The following is a 22528-nucleotide window of genomic DNA, read 5'->3' on the forward strand; positions in this document are numbered from 1 at the left end:
CGTCGCCGCGCTGTTCGCCTGAGCGTCACCGCCCGGACGCGGGGACCGACTCGACGAGCGCGACCAGTCCGCGCTCGTCGAGGAGGTCCACCGGGCGGACCGTCTCGTTGAAGCGCACGTAGTGGAAGGCCGCCCCCACCCGGTCCAGGGGGACGCCGGCCAGGCGGGACCAGGCCAGGCGGTAGGCGGCGAGCTGGACGGAGGCCGCGGCCCGTGTCGTCTCCATCAGGCGGCGGCCCGTCTTCCAGTCGACGACCTCGTAACCGCCGTCCGGGGTCCGGAAGACGGCGTCCATCCGGCCGCGGACCAGCCGGTCGGCGATCATCATCTCGAACGGGACCTCGACGTCGAGCGGTTCCCGGCCCGCCCACTCGCTCTCCTCGAACCTCTCGCGCAGCTCCGCCAGCAGGCCCTCGGCCTCCTCCGTCTCGTCGCCGGCGCCGGGGAGCTCGAACTCGTCGAGGAGCCGCTGCTGGCCCCAGCGCGTCTCCAGCCAACGGTGGAAGGAGGTGCCGCGGCGGGCCAGGGGTGCGGGCCGCTTCGGGACCGGGCGGCGGATCCGCCGGGCCAGGGCCGCGGGGTCGGCGGCCAGGGCGACGAGGTCCGAGACGGTGAGGCGGGCGGGCAGCTCGACCTGGCGCCCGCCGCGCCGCCGGTTCCGCTCCCGTTCCCGGAGCAGGAGCTCGGTGTCCCGTTCCCAGGCCCTGGCCCGCTCCCGGTCCCAGCCGCGCAGCTCCGCCAGGCGCGGGTCCTCCCCGCCCCCCGGCTCCCCGGGCTCGGCCTCTCCGCCGTCCGGACCGCGCGCGGGTACGGCGGGCGCTCCGGCCCATGAGGGTCCGGCGGTCCGCACGTCCTCGCCCGTCCGCACGCTCTGGCCGCTCCCCGCACTCTGGCCGCTCCCCGCACTCCCGTCCGGTTCCGCGAGGGAGCGGAGGGCGGCCTCGACGAGGAAGGCGCCGTCGACGACGGCCTCGTACCGGGCCCCCTCGGGGGTGACCGGCCAGACGGTCTCAGCGGGTTCGGCGAGGAGGGGGTTGGTGGCGCCCTTCTCGAGCGGCGGCGGCCAGGTGGCCACCCGGCCGCAGGTCTCGCGGATCTCCAGCAGGAAGTCCGACGGCTCCAGGGGCTTGGCCGCGCCGCCCCAGCGGTAGCCCGAGGCGATCAGCAGGTAGTGGGCGCGGGTGACCGCGACGTAGGCGAGCCGCCGCTCCTCCAGCAGGTCGCGGTCGCGGCAGCGCTCGTCGAACTCGGCGAGCTCCTCCTTGGTCAGGCCGGCCAGCCGGGGCAGGTCGGAGGCGTCGCCCCGCAGCGGGTAGGGCAGCCTGCGCGGGTTCTCCGTCCACCTGGGGCTCACCACCGGCCGGGCCGGGAAGATCGTGCCGACGGTCGGCGAGCCGGTCTTCGACAGCATCTGCGACATCCCGGGCACGATCACGACCGGCCACTCCAGGCCCTTGGACGCGTGCACGGTCATCAGCTTCACGCTGTTGCTCTCGCCCACCCGCCCGGCGTCCAGGCCGTTCTCCTCCTCGTCGGCGGCCTTGAGGAACGCCAGGAACGCGCCGAGCGTCGGGTCCTCGGAGTCGCCGGCGAACCGGGAGGCGGCGTCGACGAAGGCGTCCAGGTCGGCGCGGGCGGCGAACGGGCCCGCGGCCGACCCCCGGGCCGCCACCTCGACGTCCAGGCCGAGACGGCGCTCGACCTCGGTGATCAGGTCGGGGAGCGGCTGCCCGACGTGGCCGCGCAGGGTCCGCAGCTCCTGCGCCAGGGCGACCAGCCGCACCCAGGCCAGCGGCGAGAACGCCTCCTGCCACTCGGGCCGGTCGGGCAGCTCGTCCAGCGCGTCGACCAGGCTGCCGCGCTCCTCGGACAGCTCCGCGACGACCTGGTCCAGCAGGTCGGCGACCGGGGAACCGGCCTCGCGGTTCTCCCGGTTCAGCTCGCGGGCCCGCTCGCCCAGCTCCTTCAGGTCGGCCGGGCCGATCCGCCAGCGGGGACCGGACAGCAACCGGACCAGGGCGTCCCCGGCCGTCGGGTCGTAGAGCACGCGCAGGGTGGCCACCAGGTCGGCGACCTCGGGCACGGTGAGCAGGCCGCCCAGGCCGACCACCTCGACCGGGACGCCGCGCTCCTCCAGGGCCCTGCGCAGCGCGGGGAACTGCGAGCGTTTGCGGGCGAGGATCGCCACGTCGTGCGGTTGCAGGCACTGCGGGCCGCCCCACGTGCTCTGCCTGGCCTTCCTGCGCTCCCCCTCGCCCCACGGCAGGCCGTCCGGGGCGGTGTCGCTCCCGAGCAGCCCGCACACCTGCTCGGCCACCCACCTCGCCTCGTCCTCGGCCGTCTCGTGGAAGGCGCACACCACCCGGCCGCGCTCGACCCGGTTGCCGCCGGGCACCAGCACCGGCACCTCCCTGGCCTCCATCCGCAGCGGGATCTGCACCCGGGCGGCGACGTCGAGGACGGCGTCGCCGTTGCGGAAGCTGACCGAGAGCCGGCGGACCGGAGCGGGCTCTCCGGAGGCCGTGCGGAAGTCGCGGGGGAAGCGGGTGAGGTTCCCGGCCGAGGCGCCGCGCCAGCCGTAGATGGACTGGCAGGGGTCGCCGACGGCGGTGACCGGGTGGCCGCCGCCGAACAGCGAGCGGAGCAGGACGAGCTGGGCGTGGCTGGTGTCCTGGTACTCGTCCAGGAGGACGACGGCGAACCGGTCGCGCTCGATCCGGCCGACCTCGGGGTGCCTGGCCGCGATCCGGGCGGCCAGCGCCATCTGGTCGCCGTAGTCGACCACCTCGCGCCTGCGCTTGAGCCGGGTGTAGGCCTCCACCAGCGGCAGCAGCTGCTCCCTGGCCCGCTGCACGGCCAGCGGCCTGCGCTGGGCGAGGATCGGGGAACCGGGCAGCGCGTCGTACCGCTCCTTCAGCCAGGCGCCCACCTCCCGCACGTCCTGCGGCTCGCGCATGTGCTCGGCCAGCTCGCCGGCCAGCTCCAGCACGGCGCGGGTGACCGTGGCCGGTCCCCAGTCGAGCTGCTCCATCGGCCCGTCGTAGGCGCTGACCACGTGCCCGGCGAGCTGCCAGGCGATGGCCGGGGTGATCAGCCGCATGGTGGGCTCCAGCGCCTCGCGCAGGGCGTGGTCGGTCACCAGCCGGGCGGCGTAGGCGTGGTACGTCGAGATGGTCGGCTCGCCCGCCAGCGGGTCCGCGGACACGTCGCGGCCGAGGGCGCCCAGCCGCTCGCGCACCCGGTGGGAGAGCTCGCTCGCCGCCTTCCTGGTGAAGGTCAGGCCGAGCACCTGCTCGGGCCGGACCAGGCCGTTGGCGACCAGCCAGACGACCCGCCCCGCCATGGTCTCGCTCTTGCCCGACCCGGCCCCGGCCACCACGACCATGGGTTCGAGACCGGCCTCGATCACCGCGGCCTGTTCCGGGGTCGGGGGGAGGATGCCCAGCTTGTCGGCGAGCTGGATCGGACTCAGCAACCCCTGCCTCCATCGGTACGGCGCGGCGCGACACGGCCCCGCACGGCACGGCGCGGCGCGACACGGCCCCGCACGGTACGGCCCCGCGCGGCGCGGCGGGGTGCGATGAGGCTCAGCACACCTGGCCCCCGCTCTCGTTGACCGGGCAGCTCACCCGCGCGGCGCAGGTGCGGCAGCCGTCGTTGACCTTCGCGTGGAAGAAGGGCAGGGACATGCCCCGCGCCACGGTGTCCACCATGTCGTGGGCCCAGCCGGGTTCGGGGTCCTCCGCCAGGGGCCGCTGGATCTGCTCCCTGGCGTCCTTGCCCGCCGCGTTGCCGACCTGCACGAGGGCGGCGCCGCCGGGCTCGTGCATGCCGTACCGCTGGAAGGCCCCGAGCAGCGCGGCGAGCTGGTAGACGCCGAGCTGGGGATGGCGGTCGAGGTCGGCGTCGGAGGGCTTGCTCGCGCCGGTCTTGATGTCGATGATCACGGCGCGGCCCTGCCCGTCGCGCTCGATCCGGTCCACCCGGCCCTTGATCTGCACCCCCTCGGTGACCATCGCGACGAAGGACTCCTCGGTGGCGACCAGGGTCCGGGGGTTCTCCCGGTGCCACTCGACGAACCTGGAGATCATCTTCTCGGCGACCCGGCGCTGCTTGCGGTTGTACCAGACGCCGCCGAAGTCCAGCTCGTCCCAGACCTTGTCCAGGTGCTTGGCGAGGGTCTCCTCGCTGGGCATGCCGTCCGCGGCGAGCACGGCCAGCGCGTGGACGACCGTGCCCAGCCCCCGGGCCACGTCCGTGCCGCCCGCGCCCACGGAGGTCTCCAGCAGCCAGCGCAGGCCGCACTTGGTGAAGCTCTCCACCGCCGAGGGCGAGATGCGCACGACGTCGTCGGGCCAGCCGAGCGGGCGGTCGTCGGAGATCGGGGTGAGGGCGTACCACTCGTCGGGATGGGCGCCCCGCACCCCGGCCGCGGCGAGCCGGGCCAGGTGCTCGGCGGCGACCCTGCGCAGGGACTCCGGCCGGGCCGGGTCGCAGACCGCCGCGCGCAGGTCGGCGACCAGCGCGGACATGGTCAGCCAGCGGGACCGCTCGTCGAGGGCCGCCGCCTCCTCGCCCGTGCCGGGCACCAGCTCGCCCAGGAACCGCGACGGCCGCTCCTCGACGTCGTCCCCGCCGACGGCGGTGACGAAGAGCCTGGTGCGCGCCCTGGTGGCGGCCACGTAGAACAGGCGGCGCTCCTCGGCCAGCAGCTGGGAGGCGAGCGCGGCGCGGACCGCGACCGGGTCCTCGTGCTCCGAGCCCTCGGCCCGGGCGCACATGTCGTCGGTGCCCAGGACCGACCCGCGGGGCCGCAGGTCGGGCCAGGTCCCCTCCTGCACCCCCGCGACGACCACGAGGTCCCACTCCAGGCCCTTGGACCGGTGGGCGGTCATGATGTGCACCGCGTCGCTCTCGGGGGCGCGCGCGGCGAGGGAGTCCTCGGGGATCTCCTGGGAGACGAGGTCCTGCACGAACACGTCGACGCCCGCGTGCGGGAGCCGGTCGACGAACTTGGCGGCGCGGTCGAACAGCACCATGACGGCGTCCAGGTCGCGGTCGGCCTGCCGGCCCCGGTGCCCACCCGCGGCGCTGGTCTCGCTCCACCTGCCGGCCAGGCCGGTGAGCCGCCAGACGGCCCAGAGCGCGTCCTCGGCCGTGCCGCCCTGCCGTACGGCCTCGGTGGCGGCGGCGATGAGCTTGGCGAGCCGTTCGGCGGGGAGCGCGATGTGCGGCTCCACCAGGACCAGCTCCCGCGCGTCCTTGAGCGCCGCGACGAGCAGCTCCCCCGAGGACCTCGGGCCGCCGCCGGGCGCCCGGCGGGCGGGCGCCTCCGGATCACCTGGCCCGCGACCTTCGGGCCCGGCGTCCGCGGGACCGGATGCCGCGCCCGCGGACGCCCCGGACGGGAGAGGGCCGGACGGCTCGGCCGCGGGGGCCTCCGGACCGCGCTCCCCGGCGGCCGGTTCCTCGAGCTCCACCGGGAGCGCCATGGCCTCGTGCTCGGCGACGCGCAGCGCGCGGCGCAGCCGGCGCACCCCGATCATGTCGGTGCCGCCGAGGGCACCCGTCAGCAGTTCCTCCGCCATGCCCTCGTCGAGGGTCTCCGGGTGGAGGGCCACCTGGATCAATCGGATCAGCGGGCGCACGCCCGGCTCCTGGATCAGCGGCACGTCGCCGCCGCCCACCACGACCGGCACCCCGGCCGCGACCAGCGCCCGGCGCAGCAGCGGCACCTGCCGGGTCGCCGAGCGGACCAGCACGGCCATCCGCGACCAGGGCACCCCGTCCAGCAGGTGCGCCCGGCGCAGGATGTCGGCGACGACCGCCGCCTCCTGCGCGGGGCTGTCGGACACCACCGCCCGGACGTCCCCGTGTCCGGCGTCCGGGAGCGCCGTCAGCTCGCGGTGCGCGGCGCCGCCGGGCACCGCGGGCAGGCGGGCGGCGACGCGGCGGGTGGCCGCCAGCAGGCCGGGCCCGCTCCTGCGGCAGACGCGCAGCGCGACGATGGGCGCCTTCTCCCCGTGGACGTCGCGGAACCGGTCGGGGAAGTTCATGATGCCGTGGACGTCCGCGCCCCGGAACCCGTAGATCGACTGGTCGGGGTCGCCGACCGCGATGAGGTCGCGGCCCTCCCCGGCGAGCCGCTGGAGCAGGAGCTCCTGGGCCGGGTCGGTGTCCTGGTACTCGTCCACCAGGACGACGTCGTAGGCCGAGCGCTCGCGGAGCCGCACCTCGGGGTCGGCGAGCAGGGCGGCGGCGGCGCGGACCAGCTCGGGGTAGTCGAGGACCGGCTCCGGGTCCAGGTCGAAGCGGGCCTGGTAGCGGTCCGCGAAGCGGCCGGCGGCGACCCAGTCGGGACGGCCGTGGCGGCGGCCCAGCTCCACCAGCTCCGGCCCGTCGAGGCCGCGCTCGGCGGCGCGCGCGACGAAGTCGCGCAACTCGGCGGCGAACCCGCGGGTCTTGAGCGCCTCGCGCATGTCCTCCGGCCAGTACGGCGCGCCCTCCTCCAGCTCGCCGAGGAGCATGCGGCGGATCTCCAGGAGCTGCTCGGGACCGGTGAGCAGCCGGGGCGGGGGCTCACCGGCCAGTACGGCCTCGCGGCGGAGCAGGGCGTAGGCGTAGCTGTGGAAGGTGAGCGCGAGCGGCGTGCGGGTGGTGCGGCGCATCCTGCCGGTGATGCGCTCGCGCAGTTCGTCGGCGGCCTTGCGGCTGAAGGTCAGGACGAGCACCCGCTCGGGATCGACCCCCCGGCGCTCGACCCGGTCCACCACGGTCTCCACGATCGTGGTGGTCTTCCCGGTGCCGGGACCCGCCAGCACGAGCAGCGGGCCGCTCCCATGGGCCACCACCGCCTGCTGGTGCTCGTCCAGCACGGGGGCAACGGCCTTCCCCGCACCCTCACGGCGCACCAGCCGCCAGCTCTGACCCCTCACAGCTCGCCATTCCACCAGATGTCGGGCAGTGATCGGGCCGAGTCGGCCACTCGGGTCCGAATCCCCTGCGCGGCAGGCCCGCTCCCGCCGGGCTTCTCCCTCCCGGCCACCGCCGGGCCGCCACCGGACCGCCACCGGCCCGCTACCGGACGCCTCAGGGAGCGAAGACCCGGTCGACCAGCCGGGCGGTGGCCTTGCCGTCGTCGCGGGGCGCGTAGGTGCGCCTGAAGCGCTCGTAGCGTTCGGCGTGCGCGGCGGCCAGTCCCTCGACGTCCCGCAGCGCCTCGACCACCTCGGCGCCGGTCGACAGCAGCGGCCCCGGGGCCTCCGCGGCCAGGTCGAGGTAGAGGCCGCGCTTGGCCGAGTAGCGCTGCAGATCGTAGGTGAAGAAGAGCATCGGCCGTCCGGTCGCGGCGAAGTCGAACATCACGGACGAGTAGTCCGTGATCAGCACGTCGGTGACCAGCAGCAGATCGGCGATGTCCGGATAGGTGGTGACGTCCAGCGCGAGGCTCTCCGGCACGTTGGGCGCCGCCTGCATCGAGTGCGCCCTGATCAGGAACCGGTGGCCGGGCCCCAGCGCCCGCCGTGCCTGCTCCAGGTCGAACCGGATCGAGTTGCTCCTGCGGTCGTAGTCGCGGAAGGTCGGCGCGTACAGCACCAGCTTGACGTCCTCGGCGGCGCCGAGCCGCGCGCGCACCCGCGCCGCGGCCTCCGGGTCCGGGGACACCAGCGCGTCGTTGCGCGGGTAGCCGCTCTCCACGACCTCGCCCTGGTAGCCGAAGGCCTTGCGCAGGATCGGGGTGGCCCACGGGCTCTGCGAGACCAGCAGGTCCCAGCCCCGGACCTCGACCGCCTGCCGGTGCCAGGCCGGCGGCTTCGGGTCGCGGGACATGTGCGGCAGGTCGTTGCCCATGCGCTTGAGCGGGCTGCCGTGCCAGGTCTGCACGACCACCTGGTCCTCGCGCGCCCGGAACCACGGCGGCAGGAAGCCGTTGGTCACCACGTGGCGCGAGCGGGCCAGCACCTCGTAGTGCTCCCGGCTGCCCGCGCGGACCACGGTCGGCTCGATCCCCGGGCCGAGCCCGAGCTCCCGGGCCCCCGGCGGCGTGAAGGCGCCGTCCTTGACCACCCAGACGTGCTCGCGGTCGTCGCCGCGCCGCAGCCGCTCCTCGTAGACCGCGCGGACGTTGCCCTCGTACTGCCGGCCGTCGTAGGCCACGTAGACGGTGGCCTCGCGCAGCTCCCGGCTGCGCTGCGCCGGGTAGAAGGAGCGCTGGAGCAGGTGCAGCCCGCCCGGCCCCTTCTCGTCGTCGGGGCGGCTCTCGGCCACCGCCAGCACCGGCACGTCGAACCGGGTGGAGACCAGGCGGTACTCGCGCCCGCCGACCGTCTTCGGGCCCTCGTCCAGCGTCTCCAGGGCGGCGTGGTCCATCCGGACCGGGACGATCTCACCGGACGCCTCGCGCGCCGCGATGCTCCAGGTGCCGCTGCCCAGCGGGACGGTCTCGCCGAAGCGGGGCATGGCCGCCGGCGCGAGGCGCACGGCGAAGCGGGAGCCCTCGCGCTCCATCGGCGTCGCGTACAGCAGCCCGCTGCGGTGGCGGAGCGTCAGCTCGGCCGGACCGGAGCCGGGGTAGGAGCCCTCCAGGACGAGGGCGCCGTCCGGCTCCCAGACCGCCGAGGAGACGACCGGCCGGATGCGGTGCGCGGAGACGATCACCCGGTCGCGCCGGTCGCCCAGGACCGTGATCTCCCGCTCGCCGATGACCGTGCGGCTCTCCTCGGCCCTGCCGAGCATGACGGGGGCCGCGGGGTCGCCCTTGGGCTCGATCCAGAGCCTGCCGCCGTCGCGCTCGGAGAGCAGCGACGCCACCGCGAACGGCACGACGACCTCGGTGCCGCCCTCGACCGGGGTGAAGTCCGCCGCCACCCGGTGGCCGTCCAGCCGGGCCTGGCCCCTGGTGAACCTCCTGTCGGGCAGGAACACCCTCAGCTCCAGCCGCTCTCCGTCCAGCCGCACCCCGGTCAGCTCGGCCCGGGTGGGCTGCAGCACGACCTGGAGGGCGCGGTCGGAGGTCCAGACCGGCCGGATCCACCAGCCCGGGCGGGTCTCCAGGCCCGAGGGCCGCTCGGTCCGGCCGCTGGAGGGTCCGCGGAGCAGGCCGACCGCGCGGGCGCCCCGGCTCCAGATCACGATCTCGGCGCGCCAGGTGGTCGTGTCGCGTACGGTCGCCCGGCGGCGGAGCAGCCGCTTGCCCCCGCGGACGACGGCCCGCAGGGCGGCGCGCCAGCGCAGCGCCCACGGGCTCAGCTCGGCGGTGAACCCGGACCAGTCGTAGTTGCAGCCCGCCTCCCGGGCGCCGTGCGTGGCCTCCGGGTGGTGGGTCCTGCGGGTGCGCAGGCGGATCGGGGGCAGCCAGCGCGGGCCGCGCAGCACGACGGTGGCCCGGTTGAAGCGGCGGCTCCGGACCGATAGGCCCGCCAGGTAGGCGTGACCGCTGATCCGCAGCCGCCCGCCGGACCAGGAGACGTCCTCGACCTGCGTGACCGGGATGAGGTCGGCGGCGCGCAGCCGGAACAGCGGCTCCGGCAGCTCTTCGCGGAGCGGCAGGTCGGCGTACCAGCGCAGGCTCCTGCGGACCCGCCGGGACGGTTCGGCCGCGGCCGTGACGAGCTTCTGCAGGGCGTCGCCGTCGGCCAGCTCGTCCATCCCGCGCCGCTCGATCAGGTGGAAGGCCAGCCGCCGTGCGACGGGCAGGTCGCGCTTGACGCGCGCGTCCACCCCGGCGAGGTACGGCTTGACCGCGGTGACGAACTCCCGGCGGCGGGCGGCTCCGCGCTTGGCCGCGATGTCGAGCCTGGAGCCGAGCGGCCCGGCCAGCACCTCGGCGTCGAACCGCCTGCGTTCGGCAGGGGTCAGCCCTTCGGCGAGCACCGCGCTCATCAGCGACTCGAGGGGCTCCCCCCGGTCGCAGAGGTCCTGGACGACCCGCAGACGGTCAGCGACAGGGTCGCCGGTCGCTCGCGCGGGTGAAGCGCCGGTGGCCATGGGGGAGGCACCGCCTTTCGGGCAGAGAGCTGTCCGTCCCCCGCCATGTTAGTGGGCCCCGCAGAAACCGGTTACCGGTCGCGCTCCGGACACGGCGGCCGTTTCCCGGACTCACCGGTCACCTGCGGACGACCGTCCCATCTGGCGAGACGCATGTCCGCCCGCCCGCCCCGCAGCGGGGTGCCCTCCTCCCGCCAGTGGCCGAGGCAGCGCCGCTCGTGGCAGGAGGGCGGGGTGCCGTCGGCGCGCACCACCCGCCACCAGGGGACGCCGCCTCCCCAGACGGACATCACCCTGCCGACCTGCCGGGGGCCGCCCTCACCGAGGTACTCGGCGATGTCGCCGTAGGACATCACCCTGCCGGGCGGGATCCGCTCGACCAGGTCCAGCACCCGCTCGGCGTACGGGGTGGGATCGCCCCGGCGGCCTAGCTCCGCCATACGGCGGGACCGGCCGCGAGGATCTCGTCGATCCTGCCGAACTCGTAGGACGCGGAGCCGTTCACCTGCTCGACGACGCCGTCGCGGACCGTGTAGGACTCGCCGTCCTCGCCGACCAGGTGCGCGCCGAGCAGCGCGGACACCCGGACCAGCTGCGCCACCTGCCAGTCGGACCCGGGCGCGCCGGACAGCGTCCCGTTCCAGGCGGCGACGACGTGGACCCCGTCGCCGTGGCGCGCGAGGACCTCACCCGCCTCCTGCGAACCGCGGTACTCGAACCCCGCCCGCCCCAGCACGTCCGCGAGCTCCGCGAACGTGAGCGGCGCCGGGCGCTCCACCCGCAACTCGTACCCCATGATGCGCGACCCTAGCGAATCTCCCCCGGCCCGCGGAGCCGGAAAGGCCGACACCGGTGCCACCGCGGCCGAACAGTGCCCGAACGGTGTCCGAAACGCGTTCGAATCGAGTCGGCCGCTCCGGACGCACCGGGCGTCCCGGGGAGCTCGGGCGCCCGGGACGCCGCTCCTCACCCCGACGCGGGTCTCCGGGTGAGGACGACCACGGCCCCGGTGAAGGCGAGCACCCCGAGGACCAGACCGGCGCCGTACAGCCGGAGGCGGAACGGGTCGGCGCCCGGCCGGGGCGCCTCCTCCGGGAGCGCTCCCCCACCGAAGCGGTGCTTCTCGTCCACCGGGACCGGGGCCGCGGCCGCCATCAGCTCCCCCGCCCGGGCGAGGGCCTTCCCGGCGTCCACCGTGCCGAACCCGACGTACTCGTCGTATCCGGGTATCGAGCCCGAGTCCGCCGTGGCGGCGATGGCGCGCGCGACCATGTCCGGCGGCATCCGCGGGTGCTCCGCCTTGATGAGGGCGGCGATCCCCGCCACCAGCGCGGTCGCCGAACTCGTCCCCTCCGAGGGTTCGTACTTCCCGCCGGGGGTCACCACCGGCACGTCCACGCCCGGCGCCGAGACCAGGACCGACAGGTTGTCGCTGCTGAACGGGGCGGGCCTGCCCTCCCGGTCGACCGCCCCCACCCCGATGACGCCGGAGTATCCGGCCGGGAAGTTCCAGAAGGAGGTGCCGGCGCGCTCGGTCTGCTCGCTGTCGCCGTCGTTGCCCGCCGCCGCGACGAGCACCACCCCCCGGGAGAGCGCGTAGGAGACCGCCTCCCGCTCGGCCCGGTGCGGGCCGTAGGCGCCCAGCGACATGCTCACGACGTCGGCCCCGTGGTCGGCGGCGTAGCGGATCGCCCGGGCCAGCGGGCTGTCCCCGCGGGTGCGCAGGTCGTCGTCCGAGGCCGCGGGGAGATCCCCGTCGAGCACCAGCGGCAGCGACAGGACCCGTGCCTCCGGGGCGACGCCGAGCAGGCCGCCGTCGCCCCGGCCCGCCCCGGCGATGAGGGAGGCCATCGCGGTGCCGTGCCGCCGCCCGGCGGGCTCGCCGCCGCCGGCGCCGTCCGGCCCGGCCGATCCCATGGCGGGCCCGACGGTGACCCGGCCCCGCAGCTCGGCGACCTCCGCGTCCACCTCGCCGTCCACCAGGGCCACGGTGACCCCCGCGCCCCTGGTGACCTTCCAGGCCTGCTCGACGTTGAGGGCCTCCAGCACCCAGCGCTGGTCCTCCCGGACGTCGGCGGCGGCCGGCGCCGCGACCGGCCCGGCGACCAGCGTGAGGGCGGCGGCCGGCGCGCCCAGCGCCCGGAGCCGCCACCGCCTCAGCACACGTTCCCCTGGGTGCAGCGGGGCACGGCGGGCTCGTCGCCCAGCGCGTGCGCGATGCGCCCGGCCACGGCCTGGGCCGTCGGCCACAGCTCGCTGTGCGGGATCTCCTCGGGGGCGACCGCCTGGCGGGTGCGGCCGTCGGTGTAACCGGCGGTGGAGAAGACGATGTACGGCCCGACCCCCACCCAGGCGTTGCGCTGGCGCTGGGCCGCGCCGAACAGCTCCGTGGCGGTGCCGCGGAAGGCCACCGGCCGGACGCCCACCCGGTCGTCGTTCGACAGGTCTCCCGCCGCCGCCTGCCGCCGCTCGGCGTCCTCCATGACGGCGACGCCCACGGTGACCGCGAACGTGGACGTCTGGTCGACGTACGTGGCGCGCAGCAGCGTGCGGCACCCGTGCTCCTCCAGGACCGACCCGACCGCGGCGTCCGTGCCGGAGCGGCAGGCCGTCTCGGGGGCGATGCCGACCCTGCGGGCGTAGAGCTGGACCCGGCCGAGACCGATGTACTCCAGTTCCGAGGGGAAGACCAGCGTCGCCGGCCAGGTGTGCCACCGCCCGGCGATGTCCTCCTGGACGTAGCGCGCCTTCTCGGCCTCGGTCAGCGGGCGGGAGGCGGTCTCGCGGAGCAGGCCGACCGCGCCGGTCAGCACGTCCGTCGCGGCGATGGCGAGGATCATCCCGACCAGCAGCAGGAAGATCGCGCGGAGCCGGACCCCCTGCTCGATCGAGGCCGCCTCGGCGGGGCGGACCGCCGCCCGGTCGCGGAACGCCTGGGGCCAGGGACGGACCCTGGCCCGGCGGACGGTGGCGCGCGGAGGGCCTTCCCGGGCCCGCGCGGCCCCGGCGCGCCGCACCCCGGCGCCCGCCGGCGGCCAGCCTCCGCGGGCACGCGGCGGTGAGGTTTCCAGGTGCCGTTCCGGCTCCTGGGGCCTCCCGGGCTGCGACATACTCCGATGCTACGTCGCGCCCTTCTCCGGCCCCATCGCCGGACCGTGTTTGTGGCGTCACGGAGAGCGCCCGCGACGCCGTCCCCGCGGGATCCGGAGCCGGGGCCCGCGCCCCTCTCTTGCCGCGGTCCGCCGTACGGGCTCCCGATCGGCGCGGACGCAGGAGCCCGATCAGGGCGCGGCCACGCCGGACCGGCCGGCGCGGGCACAGGATCCCGGTCAGGGCGCGGCCACGGGCTCCGGGGCGGCCGGGACGGGCGCCGGGTCCGCCGCCCGCACCCGCCCGGCGACGACCGCGATCACCGCGAGGGACGCGACGGCGCCGATCCCGCCGGCCAGAGCCACCCCCGCGTGCACGGCGATCCTGCGCCGGTCCCGGTGGACCACCCGGACCGGCCCGGCCGCCCGGGAACCCGCGCCCAGCGGGCGGTCCGGGTCGTGGGCGCCGGGTCCCGAGGCGGTGTGGGTGTGGCGGGAGATCCGGTCCGCCTCGGCGAGCGCCCGGGCGGCGTTGACCACGCCGAAGCCCGTGCCGGTGTCGTAGCCGCCGGCCGGCCGCCGGGTCGCGCCGGCGGTGAGCGCCTGCACCACCAGCGCGGGCGACATCTCCGGATGCTCCGACTTGATCAGCGCGGCCACGCCGGAGACCAGCGCGGTCGCCTGGGAGGTGCCGCGGCCGACCCAGTAGGCGTCGCCGGGGCCCGCGCCGAGGACGTCCACGCCCGGTGCGGCCACCAGGACCGAGGGGTTGGCGTTGGAGAAGGAGGCCCGGCGCAGGCCCGGCCCCGTGGCCGCCACCGAGACCACCCCCGGGAAGGACGCCGGGTAGGAGTAGGGCGCGTACCCCCCGTCGGCGGCCCCGCCCGCGCCCTCGTTCCCGGCCGCCGCCACGAGCACCACCCCCCGGGAGACCGCGTAGCGGATCGCCGCCCGCTCCTCGCCGGTGGCCAGCTCCTTCGAGATCGACATGTTGATCACGTCGGCGCCGCGGTCCACGGCGTACCTGATGCCCCTGGCCACCACGTCCTCGAACCGCTCGGCGGCGTTGAACTCCCGGAAACCGGGCTCCTCGTCCTCCAGGATCACCCGCACCGAGAGCACACGCGCCCGGGGCGCGACCCCGATCACCCCGTCGGCGCCGCCCGGGCCGTGGCCGTGCCCGGCGATCAGGGAGGCCATGTAGGTGCCGTGCAGCCGCGGGGGCACCGTACCCGGCGGGTTGGCCCCCGCCGTGAAGTCCCTGCCCTCGGTCACCGAGCCCGCCAGGTCGCGGTGGCGCGCGTCCACGCCGGAGTCCAGCACCGCGACCGTCACCCCCTGCCCCTGGGAGGTCCGCCAGGCCCGGGGCAGGTCCAGGGTCCGCAGCACCTCCCGCTGCCTGCTCCTGACCTCGTCGGCGTGGGCGCTCCCGGCGGGCAGGACCGGGACGAGCCCGCAGGCGAGCACGGCCGCCGCCCCCGCCGCGGCCGCCCACCGGACCGCCCGGCCGGCCGTCCCGCGGGCCCTCCGCCCGGCCGCCGGACCGTCCGGCCGGCCGTTCGCACGGCGAGCCGCCCGCCGCGGCGTCCACCGCGATGTCCACCGGGACGGCCACCGGGACGTCCGCCTCAGCACCGCCACTCCGGAGCGGAGCAGTCCGGCCGGGCGGGGGTGGACAGGTTCGCGAGGATCCGGTCGGCGATGTCGCCGGTGAAGGCGAACATGGTCGGCCGCTGCCTGCCGGCCGTCTTCGCCGGGCGCCCGTCGACCCGCCCGGCGGTGACCATCACCAGGTACGGCCCGCCCGCGCGCACCGTGCTCGCCTGCCGGCCCGCCTGGGTGAACCGGTCGGCGACCGTGCCGGAGAAGGCCAGGGCCCGCAGCCCCGGGGAGGGGCGCCCGCCCCGGGGGAGCTTCGCCATGGCGGAGGCCGCCGGGCCCTCTCCGGGGAACGCCGCGACGCCGACGGTGAGGACGACGCCCTGGAGCGCGTCGAGGTAGGTGGCACGCAGGATCGCCCGGCAGCCCGCCCGGGTCAGCGCCTTCCGCAGCGCGGCGTCCACCGCCCGGCCGCAGTCCGTCTCCGGTGAGATGCCCACCCGGCGGGCCCGCTCGGTCCCGCCCTGCTCGGCGGAGTAGCGCACCGTCTCGGGGAAGACCTTCCCCGCGGGCCAGACCCGCCAGCGGCGGGCCACCTCCGCGGCGGCCGCCCGGTCCAGCTCGACCGCGCTCGGGCCCCGGGTGAGCTCGGCTCCCGCGGCGCTCGCGGCGACGCCGGCCACGGCCGCGCAGGTCAGGGTGAGCGCGGACGCCGCCACCAGCGCGGACCGCACCCGCCGCCGATCCGGCACGTCGTTCACGCCCCCGACCTTAATGCGGCCGGGCCGGTGCCATTCCCCGTTCCTCTCAGATCAAGGACCACGGAAAGTACTTGACGGTATGGAAAGTAGAAAGTACTTTCCTTCTTGGAAAGAGAAGGGAAGACCCGGCGGGAAGCCGCCCGGAGAAGGAGTCCTCATGAACGCGACCCCCGAGAGCATGGACCTCTCCCCCGAGGAGGCCGCCCGCGCCCTGTCCGGCATCCGCGCCACGCAGGCGCGGGCCGTGCGCACCACCCCGTGGTTCCCCACCTGGTTCGTGGTGGGCATCGGTCTGTCGGTCACCCTGATCCAGGTCGCCACCGACCCCCTCACCCCGGTCCCGCTGCGGATCGCCGGCGCCGTGCTGGCCGCGGCCGGGATCGCCGGCTCCTCCATCGCGATCGGCCGCAGCGGCCGGATGCGCGCCCACAAGAGCGTCATCTCCGCCGCGGGCATGCTGGGCTACACCGGCTGGCTGCTGGTGCTCATCGCCTGCACGGTGGCGGCGGCGGTCTTCCTGACCCTGAGCGGCGTCCCCTACGGCGCGACCTACGCCTGCCTCGGGATGACCGCGGCGATGGCCCTCACCGGCCCGCTCGTCGCCCGCTGGATCTCCGGCCGCAACGCCGACAAGATCGAGAGGGGGCGGTGATGGCACTCGACCCGGTCATCCACGCGCCCGCGCGGCTGCAGATCGTCGCGCTGCTGGCGGCGGCGGACGAGGCCGAGTTCGGGTTCGTCCGCGACCAGGTGGGGGTGAGCGACTCGGTGCTCTCCAAGCACGCGAGCGCCCTGGAGGGCGCCGGATACGTGGAGATCCGCAAGGGATACATCGGCAAGCGGCCCCGGACCTGGCTCAAGCTCTCCCCCCAGGGGCGCCGGGCCTACACCCTGCACGTGGCGGCCCTGCAGGCGATCGTCGCGCGGTCGGGGCTCACCCTCGCCCCTGAGTGACGGAGTCCGTCCCGGACGAGCCGCCGCGCGTCCCGGCCGGGGCCTCTCCTCCGGTGGCGCCCTCCCCCGGAACGGCGAACGCCCCGCGGAGCGGTGCTCCACGGGGCGCCGTACGGACGGCGGTGCCGGACCGGCGGGCCTAGTAGGCCGGCAGGCTCGGGTCGACCGTCTTGATCCAGCTCAGCACGCCGCCGCCGACGTGGACCGCGTCGGAGAAGCCGGCGTTCTTGACGATCGCCAGGCACTCGGCGGAGCGGGCGCCGGACTTGCAGTGCAGCACGATCTTCTTGTCCTGCGGGAGCCTCTCCAGGGCGGAGCCGTTGAGGAACTCGCCCTTGGGGATGAGCACGGCGCCCGGGATGGAGACGATCTCGTACTCGTTCGGCTCGCGGACGTCGACCACGTAGACGTTCTCACCCGCGTCCTGCCAGGACTTGAGCTCGGCCGCGGTGATCGTCGAACCGGAGGCCGCCTCCTGCGCCTCGGCGGAGACCGCGCCGCAGAACGCCTCGTAGTCCTCCAGGAGCTCGGTGACCGTCGGGTTCTTGCCGCAGAGCACGCACTCGGGGTCCTTGCGGACCTTGACCGAGCGGTAGGTCATCTCCAGGGCGTCGTAGATCATCAGGCGGCCGACCAGCGGCTCGCCGATGCCGGTGAGCACCTTGATGGCCTCGTTGACCTGGATGGAGCCGATCGACGCGCACAGCACGCCGAGCACGCCGCCCTCGGCGCAGGAGGGGACCATGCCGGGCGGCGGGGGCTCGGGGTAGAGGCAGCGGTAGCAGGGACCGTGCTCGGCCCAGAAGACGCTGGCCTGGCCGTCGAAGCGGTAGATCGACCCCCAGACGTACGGCTTGCCGAGGAGGACCGCCGCGTCGTTCACCATGTAGCGGGTGGCGAAGTTGTCGGTGCCGTCCACGATGAGGTCGTACTGGGAGAAGACCTCCATGACGTTCTCGGTGGTCAGCACCTCGTTGTGGACGACCACGTCGATCAGGGGGTTGATCTCCCTGACCGAGGCCGCGGCACTCTCGGCCTTGGGCCGGCCGACGTCGGACTGGCCGTGGATGACCTGGCGCTGCAGGTTGGACTCGTCGACGACGTCGAAGTCGATGACGCCCAGCGTGCCGACGCCCGCGGCCGCGAGGTACAGCAGGGCCGGGGATCCCAGCCCTCCGGCGCCCACACAGAGCACCTTGGCGTTCTTCAGGCGCTTCTGCCCGGCCATGCCCACGTCGGGGATGATCAGGTGGCGCGAGTAACGGCGCACCTCGTCGACGGTCAGCTCGGCTGCCGGCTCTACCAGCGGTGGCAACGACACAGTTCTGCTCCCGTTTCAGGGGTCTTGACGGATGCGGCTAGCGCACCACTCACAACCTAGCCGGGGGCTGCGCTCATTCCCCAATCGAGACGGGCACCGTCTCAGATATCAGACGCCGGGCCTCCCGGGCCACCCGCTCGGGCACCTCCATCTGCGCCACGTGCCCCGCGTCCGGCAGCAGGACCAGCCGCACGTCCGGGAACGTACGGCCCGCCCGGGCGGCCATCCGCGGGTTGACGAGCCTGTCGTGGCGGCCGTGGATCACCAGGGTGGGCGCCTGCACCATGGCCGCCTGCCGCCAGAGGCTGTCCGCTCCGCGCTTGACGTACTCCCTGAGGTACTCCGCGACGAGGCCGCGGGCAGAGTTGATCACCGCCGCCCCGGCGTACGGCAGCTCGTCGCGGCGGCGCAGCTCCTCGATCGCCTCGCGCAGCCGCTCCGGGTGGACCCGGCCGAGGTCGGCGTAGCACATGCCGAGCGTGGCGTTGAGCCTGCGCTCCGGGGGCAGGAGCCGCAGCCGGTCGAAGGCCCACTCCCCCAGCACGGGCACCGTGGACAGGGCCACGCGCGCCGGGCCGTACCGCAGGACCAGGTCGGGCAGGGCCGGGGAGACCAGGGTGAGCGAGCGGACCAGATCGGGCCGGGTGGCGGCGAGCCGTACCGAGACGGCGCCGCCCAGGGAGTTGCCGAACAGGTGGACGGGCCGGTCCGCGATCTCCTCGATGAGCGCGGCGACCGTCCGGGCGTGGGCGCCGACGGAGTAGTCGCCGTCGACCGGCTCCGGGGAGTAGCCGGAGCCCGGCAGGTCGATCGCGTGGCCGGTCACCACGTCGGACAGCTCGCCCATCAGGTCGGTCCAGTTGGTCGCCGACCCCGCCAGGCCGTGCACGTAGACCGCCGTCTCCGCGGGGCCGCGGGGCGTCGAGCGCACGTGCACGCGGCGCTCGCCGAGCTCGACCGTCCTGCCGGGCCAGCACGGAATCGGGTTGTCCCCCATGTCTCCTCCTGCGGGTTCACTACCTGTTAGGACGATATCCACCGGACGAAGCAGGAAAAACATCAGCGTTCCGGACTCATCACCACGACATCCGCAAGTCGACGCCACTCCCGCCCGCCGGACCGCTCTTTCATTTCGTCCCTTTTGTCCGATATATACCAAAGACAGAATATTGTAACTCTATGTATTTAGTACATCACTCCCTGTGCCCGTTTTCGCAGAATGAATCCGGACATCAAGGCCTTAGTCACAACATCGATAGAGAAGGAGTGACGAATGCTCTCCAAGCGAATCGCCAGTGCCTTTGCGGCCGCCGCCGTGACCGGCAGCGGCCTGGTCGCCCTCACCGCGGTCACGGCGGCCCCCGCCCACGCCCAGGAAGCCTGCCTCTACCAGGTGCGCAACGTCGCCGCCGACAGCTACCTCAAGGTGCGCAAGAAGCCCGGCAAGACGCCCAAGTCCTGGAACAAGCGGCACAAGACCATCGACGTCCTGTACCCGGGGCAGGTCACCACCGGCAACTGCAAGCGCTCCAGGGAGAACTGGCGCAAGGTGTTCGGCGACTCGGGCGTCGAGGGACACGTCCACAAGGCTTATGTGAAGAAGGGCCCGCGGATCACGACCGAGGAGACCACCAACGGCTCGTAGCCGATCCCGGTGACTCCTGTGCCGTGGCGCCCGCCGGGACGCCACGGCACAGCCGTGCCCGGCCCTCCCGCCGCGCGCCCCGCGGCATCCCGCGTCAGGCGGGCCGGCGGGCGCCGCCCCGCCGGCGCTCCGGCGCGTCCCCGCCCCGCTCCGCCGGGTCGTCCGCCCGGCGCCGCCCGGCCGCATCCCCCCTGTCCCCCCTGTCCCCTCTGTCACCCCGGTTCCGCTTGGCCGCGTCCACGCTGGCCCGCAGCACGGTCATCAGATCGGCCGAGGGACCGCCCTCCCCGACCGGCGCCGGCGGCCGGACCACCTGGCGGCCCGCCGCCTTCGCCTCGACGACCTGCAGCAGCGCCTCCCGGTAGGCGTCCCGGTGCGCGGCCGGGTCGAAGTCCCCGCTCATGGTCTCGACGAGCGCCTCGGCCATCCGCGCCTCCTGCGCCCGGACCTCCACCTCCTCCTCCAGGAAGGCGAAGCCCGCCTCGCGCACCTCGTCGGGCCAGAGCATGGTCTCCAGCACCAGGACCCCCTCCCTGACCCGCAGCGCCGCGAGCGACTCGCGCTGCCGCAGCGCCACCTTCGCGACCGCCACCCGCCCCGACCGCTCCAGCGCGCCGCGGAGCAGCACGTACGGCCTCACCCCGGAAGGCTCCGGCTCCAGGTAGTAGGACTTGGCCAGCAGGACGGGGTCGATCTGGTCGGCGGGACTGAACTGCAGGACCTCGATCCGGTGCGAGGTCGACAGCGGGAGGTCCTCGAAGTCGGCGTCTTCGAGCACCACGGTCTCCCCGGTCGGCAGGCCGTACCCCTTGGCCACCTCGGCGAAGGGCACCTCCTCGCCGCAGACCTCGCAGACCCGGCGGAAGCGGATGCGCCCGCCGTCCTCCCGGTGCACCTGGTTGAAGGCGACGCCGCGCTGCTCCGTCGCGGGGTACAGCCTGATCGGGATGGTGACGAGCCCGAACGACACCGCGCCGTTCCAGATGCTCCGCATGCCGTCTCCCTACGTCGGAACTCCCCCATCGATTTTCGCGCACATGTTCGGAAAAATCGCCAAGCGCATGGAAACACTTACCAACGAGGGACATACCCGCCACGGCGCATCCGATGCCCTGCCTTGCCCGGCCCGGGCACCCGGGGGACGTACGCTGGGTGGCGTCCCTTGTTCACAGCAGGACGGAAGGACGGGCCGATGTCGGAGATGGACGTGAACGACACCACCCTCGAGGAGATCGACGACGCCCTGTCCGAGACGGCGGGCCCGGCGGCGGACCTCGAGACCCCCGAGGCGGACGCGGCCGAGCAGCACCGCGAGGTGCGCGCCGGGACCCGGAGCTGGCCCGACCGGATCCCCTTCGACGCGGACCCCGCCGACGCCACGGACCAGAGCCGCGAGGTGGAGCTCGACGAGGATGACTATCGCTGACCTGGTTACCCGCGCGTAGGATGACCCGAGACGTAGGAGCATCCCGCAAGGAGAACGCCGTGACCACTACCCCGGACGCCAAGCCCCGGGGCACCCGGCTGCCCCGGATGGCCCGCCGCCGTCAGCTGCTCAGCGCGGCGCAGGAAGTGTTCGTGGAGAACGGCTACCACGCGGCCGCGATGGACGAGATCGCCGAGCGGGCCGGGGTCAGCAAGCCGGTTCTCTACCAGCACTTCCCCGGCAAGCAGGAGCTCTACCTCGCCCTGCTCGACCTGCACGTGGACGACATGATCACCCGCTGCCGGGACGCCCTGGCCTCCACCACCGACAACAAGCAGCGCGTCCAGGCGGCGATCGGGGCCTTCTTCGACTTCGTCTCCGGGCAGGGCGAGGCCTTCCGCCTCGTCTTCGAGTCCGACCTGCGCAACGTGGCCCCGGTCCGCCAGCGCATCGAGCGCAACCTCCGCGAGAGCGCCGAGATGATCAGCCAGGTCATCCAGGAGGACACCGGCTGCTCCAGCGACGAGGCCCACCTCCTGGGCGTCGGCCTGGTCGGCATGGCCGAGGTCAGCGCCCGCTACTGGCTCAGCAGCAACGGCTCCATCCCGAAGGACGCCGCCACCCAGCTCATGGCCCGCCTCGCCTGGCGCGGCATCTCCGGCTTCCCCCGCACGGGCTGACCGAGGGCCTCCCCGCACACCGGCCGACCGGGCCCGCCGCGCACCGGCGGGCCTGTTCGCTTGACGCGATCAACCGGCACGCGGAGCTCCCCGAGGGGCGACGATGAGACAGGCAGCCCTCATCGAAAGGGAGCAGCACATGGAAATCAAAATCGGCGTGCGGTCCGTGCACCGCGAGCTCGTGGTGGAGACCGACCTCTCGGCCGAGGAGGTCGAGAACGAACTCGGCAAGGCCCTCGCCGCCGACCGGGGCATCTTCTCCATCACCGACGTCAAGGGCCGCAGGGTCCTCGTCCCGATCACCTCGCTCGGCTTCGTCGAGATCGGCGAGGAGGAGTCCCGGCCCGTCGGCTTCGGCGGCACCCTCTGACCTGTCGCCCGGGGGCACGGCCTCGGGGCCGGGTCCCCGGGACTCACGGCCCCGGGGTCAGCCCCAGGGCGGCCATCCGCCTGCCGTGCGCCTCGGTCAGCCGGTTGAACATCCGGGTGACGTCCTCCCCGTCCGCGCTCACCAGCAGCACCGCCAGCTCCGGCCGCGCCTCGGCCACCCGCCGGGCCTGGCTCAGCGCCTCGCCCACCATCCGCCGGGCCCACAGCGCCAGCCGGCCGGCCGGCTTCGGGTCCTCCTCCAGGGCCGCGCCGACCCGGTCCACCGCGAACTGGCAGCGGCCCTCGTCGGCCAGCACCTCCTCGACCAGCGACCGCGTCTCGGCGTCCACGTGGGCCGCGGCCTCACGGTAGAAGTCGAGCGCGATCCCCGTGCCGACGTACGCCTTGACCAGAGCCTCCAGCCAGTCGTTCGGCGCGGTCCGCTCGTGCCAGCCGTCCAGCGCGTCGACGAAGGGGGCCATCGCCTCCTCCGGGTCGACGCCGAGCGAGGCGAGCCGGTCACGGAGCAGCCGGAAGTGCCCGTACTCGGCCGCCGCGAGGTCGCCGAGGGCGGCCCGGTCGGTGAGCGTCGGCGCGTGCCGCGCGGCCTCCTCGGCGAGGCGGAGGAACGCGGTCAGCTCGGCGTAGGCGAGCACACCGAGCAGGTCGGCGACGCCAGGGCGGGAATCACTCATGG

19 protein-coding genes are annotated in these 22528 nt (G+C 74.7%); 6 read left to right on the plus strand and 13 right to left on the minus strand.

The features are described 5' to 3' along the window. Window positions 1-25 precede the first annotated feature (25 nt). The 9 genes from HS048_RS33475 to HS048_RS33515 form a co-directional block, all read right to left on the minus strand. On the minus strand, window positions 26-3475 hold the full coding sequence (locus HS048_RS33475; protein ID WP_196469862.1) for an ATP-dependent DNA helicase: 3450 nt from the start codon (window positions 3473-3475) through the stop codon (window positions 26-28). 112 nt (window positions 3476-3587) lie between these two features. After that, window positions 3588-6935, minus strand: a complete 3348-nt coding sequence (locus tag HS048_RS33480) for an ATP-dependent DNA helicase (RefSeq protein ID WP_307832733.1) — start codon at window positions 6933-6935, stop codon at window positions 3588-3590. Window positions 6936-7089: 154 nt separating this feature from the next. Next, window positions 7090-9987: a CDP-glycerol glycerophosphotransferase family protein gene (locus HS048_RS33485; RefSeq protein WP_230882425.1), complete on the minus strand. Its 2898-nt coding sequence runs from the start codon at window positions 9985-9987 to the stop codon at window positions 7090-7092. Between the two features lie 71 nt (window positions 9988-10058). Further along, window positions 10059-10427 (minus strand): MGMT family protein, encoded by a 369-nt coding sequence (locus HS048_RS33490; RefSeq protein ID WP_068901407.1) that lies wholly within the window; start codon window positions 10425-10427, stop codon window positions 10059-10061. Beyond that, on the minus strand, window positions 10415-10783 hold the full coding sequence (locus HS048_RS33495) for a hypothetical protein (protein ID WP_191895345.1): 369 nt from the start codon (window positions 10781-10783) through the stop codon (window positions 10415-10417). Before HS048_RS33495 ends, HS048_RS33490 begins: the two co-directional genes overlap by 13 nt. Before the next feature lie 170 nt (window positions 10784-10953). After that, window positions 10954-12150: a S8 family serine peptidase gene (locus tag HS048_RS33500; protein WP_307832734.1), complete on the minus strand. Its 1197-nt coding sequence runs from the start codon at window positions 12148-12150 to the stop codon at window positions 10954-10956. Continuing rightward, window positions 12144-13097, minus strand: coding sequence for a hypothetical protein (locus tag HS048_RS33505; RefSeq protein ID WP_230882426.1), 954 nt, complete (start codon window positions 13095-13097; stop codon window positions 12144-12146). The genes HS048_RS33500 and HS048_RS33505 overlap by 7 nt, the downstream gene beginning before the upstream one ends. Window positions 13098-13316: 219 nt before the next feature. Further along, window positions 13317-14543: a S8 family serine peptidase gene (locus HS048_RS33510; RefSeq protein ID WP_068901510.1), complete on the minus strand. Its 1227-nt coding sequence runs from the start codon at window positions 14541-14543 to the stop codon at window positions 13317-13319. A 161-nt stretch (window positions 14544-14704) separates the two neighbouring features. Then, on the minus strand, window positions 14705-15436 hold the full coding sequence (locus tag HS048_RS33515) for a hypothetical protein (RefSeq protein ID WP_307832735.1): 732 nt from the start codon (window positions 15434-15436) through the stop codon (window positions 14705-14707). Window positions 15437-15593: 157 nt separating this feature from the next. Between HS048_RS33515 and HS048_RS33520 the strand changes: the two genes are divergently transcribed. Both HS048_RS33520 and HS048_RS33525 read left to right on the plus strand, forming a co-directional pair. Then, a complete protein-coding gene (locus HS048_RS33520; RefSeq protein ID WP_196469863.1) occupies window positions 15594-16088 on the plus strand; it encodes a hypothetical protein in 495 nt (164 codons plus the stop codon). Next, the gene (locus HS048_RS33525) at window positions 16088-16390 is read left to right on the plus strand and encodes a transcriptional regulator (protein ID WP_196469864.1); all 303 of its coding nucleotides are present in this window, start codon (window positions 16088-16090) and stop codon (window positions 16388-16390) included. Before HS048_RS33520 ends, HS048_RS33525 begins: the two co-directional genes overlap by 1 nt. A gap of 139 nt (window positions 16391-16529) precedes the next feature. Here HS048_RS33525 and moeZ read toward each other — a convergent pair whose 3' ends face one another. Continuing rightward, on the minus strand, window positions 16530-17711 hold the full coding sequence (gene moeZ / locus HS048_RS33530; protein WP_068901398.1) for an adenylyltransferase/sulfurtransferase MoeZ: 1182 nt from the start codon (window positions 17709-17711) through the stop codon (window positions 16530-16532). A gap of 73 nt (window positions 17712-17784) precedes the next feature. Beyond that, complete coding sequence (locus tag HS048_RS33535; RefSeq protein ID WP_068901396.1) at window positions 17785-18708, minus strand: alpha/beta fold hydrolase; 924 nt, start codon at window positions 18706-18708, stop codon at window positions 17785-17787. 276 nt (window positions 18709-18984) lie between these two features. Between HS048_RS33535 and HS048_RS33540 the strand changes: the two genes are divergently transcribed. After that, window positions 18985-19356 carry a hypothetical protein gene (locus HS048_RS33540; protein ID WP_196469865.1) on the plus strand — a complete coding sequence of 124 codons (372 nt, stop codon included), beginning with the start codon at window positions 18985-18987 and terminating at the stop codon, window positions 19354-19356. 94 nt (window positions 19357-19450) lie between these two features. Here HS048_RS33540 and HS048_RS33545 read toward each other — a convergent pair whose 3' ends face one another. Then, window positions 19451-20350, minus strand: coding sequence for a Ku protein (locus HS048_RS33545; RefSeq protein ID WP_196469866.1), 900 nt, complete (start codon window positions 20348-20350; stop codon window positions 19451-19453). A 198-nt stretch (window positions 20351-20548) separates the two neighbouring features. On the opposite strand from HS048_RS33545, the gene HS048_RS33550 reads away from it, so the two are divergent. The 3 genes from HS048_RS33550 to HS048_RS33560 all read left to right on the plus strand — a co-directional run bounded on the left by HS048_RS33550 (window position 20549) and on the right by HS048_RS33560 (window position 21832). Next, window positions 20549-20782, plus strand: coding sequence for a hypothetical protein (locus HS048_RS33550; protein WP_084008809.1), 234 nt, complete (start codon window positions 20549-20551; stop codon window positions 20780-20782). Window positions 20783-20841: 59 nt separating this feature from the next. Next, complete coding sequence (locus tag HS048_RS33555) at window positions 20842-21462, plus strand: TetR/AcrR family transcriptional regulator (RefSeq protein WP_153054514.1); 621 nt, start codon at window positions 20842-20844, stop codon at window positions 21460-21462. 139 nt (window positions 21463-21601) lie between these two features. Continuing rightward, on the plus strand, window positions 21602-21832 hold the full coding sequence (locus HS048_RS33560; protein ID WP_068901389.1) for a DUF3107 domain-containing protein: 231 nt from the start codon (window positions 21602-21604) through the stop codon (window positions 21830-21832). A gap of 43 nt (window positions 21833-21875) precedes the next feature. On the opposite strand, the gene HS048_RS33565 is transcribed toward HS048_RS33560, so the two are convergent. Further along, window positions 21876-22526 carry a ferritin-like fold-containing protein gene (locus tag HS048_RS33565; RefSeq protein WP_196469867.1) on the minus strand — a complete coding sequence of 217 codons (651 nt, stop codon included), beginning with the start codon at window positions 22524-22526 and terminating at the stop codon, window positions 21876-21878. Window positions 22527-22528 lie beyond the last annotated feature (2 nt).

Origin of the sequence: Planomonospora sp. ID91781, from assembly GCF_015711595.1 — a bacterium.
GTDB classification, from domain to species: domain Bacteria; phylum Actinomycetota; class Actinomycetes; order Streptosporangiales; family Streptosporangiaceae; genus Planomonospora; species Planomonospora parontospora.

Bases quoted from the DNA above. Each gene is read 5' to 3' on its own strand.
- HS048_RS33485 (WP_230882425.1), bottom strand. From the start codon at position 9,987: ATGGCCACCGGCGCTTCACCCGCGCGAGCGACCGGCGACCCTGTCGCT.
- HS048_RS33490 (WP_068901407.1), bottom strand. From the start codon at position 10,427: ATGGCGGAGCTAGGCCGCCGGGGCGATCCCACCCCGTACGCCGAGCGG.
- HS048_RS33495 (WP_191895345.1), bottom strand. From the start codon at position 10,783: ATGGGGTACGAGTTGCGGGTGGAGCGCCCGGCGCCGCTCACGTTCGCG.
- HS048_RS33505 (WP_230882426.1), bottom strand. From the start codon at position 13,097: ATGTCGCAGCCCGGGAGGCCCCAGGAGCCGGAACGGCACCTGGAAACC.
- HS048_RS33520 (WP_196469863.1), top strand. From the start codon at position 15,594: ATGAACGCGACCCCCGAGAGCATGGACCTCTCCCCCGAGGAGGCCGCC.
- HS048_RS33525 (WP_196469864.1), top strand. From the start codon at position 16,088: ATGGCACTCGACCCGGTCATCCACGCGCCCGCGCGGCTGCAGATCGTC.
- HS048_RS33535 (WP_068901396.1), bottom strand. From the start codon at position 18,708: ATGGGGGACAACCCGATTCCGTGCTGGCCCGGCAGGACGGTCGAGCTC.
- HS048_RS33540 (WP_196469865.1), top strand. From the start codon at position 18,985: ATGCTCTCCAAGCGAATCGCCAGTGCCTTTGCGGCCGCCGCCGTGACC.
- HS048_RS33545 (WP_196469866.1), bottom strand. From the start codon at position 20,350: ATGCGGAGCATCTGGAACGGCGCGGTGTCGTTCGGGCTCGTCACCATC.
- HS048_RS33550 (WP_084008809.1), top strand. From the start codon at position 20,549: ATGTCGGAGATGGACGTGAACGACACCACCCTCGAGGAGATCGACGAC.
- HS048_RS33560 (WP_068901389.1), top strand. From the start codon at position 21,602: ATGGAAATCAAAATCGGCGTGCGGTCCGTGCACCGCGAGCTCGTGGTG.
- HS048_RS33565 (WP_196469867.1), bottom strand. From the start codon at position 22,526: ATGAGTGATTCCCGCCCTGGCGTCGCCGACCTGCTCGGTGTGCTCGCC.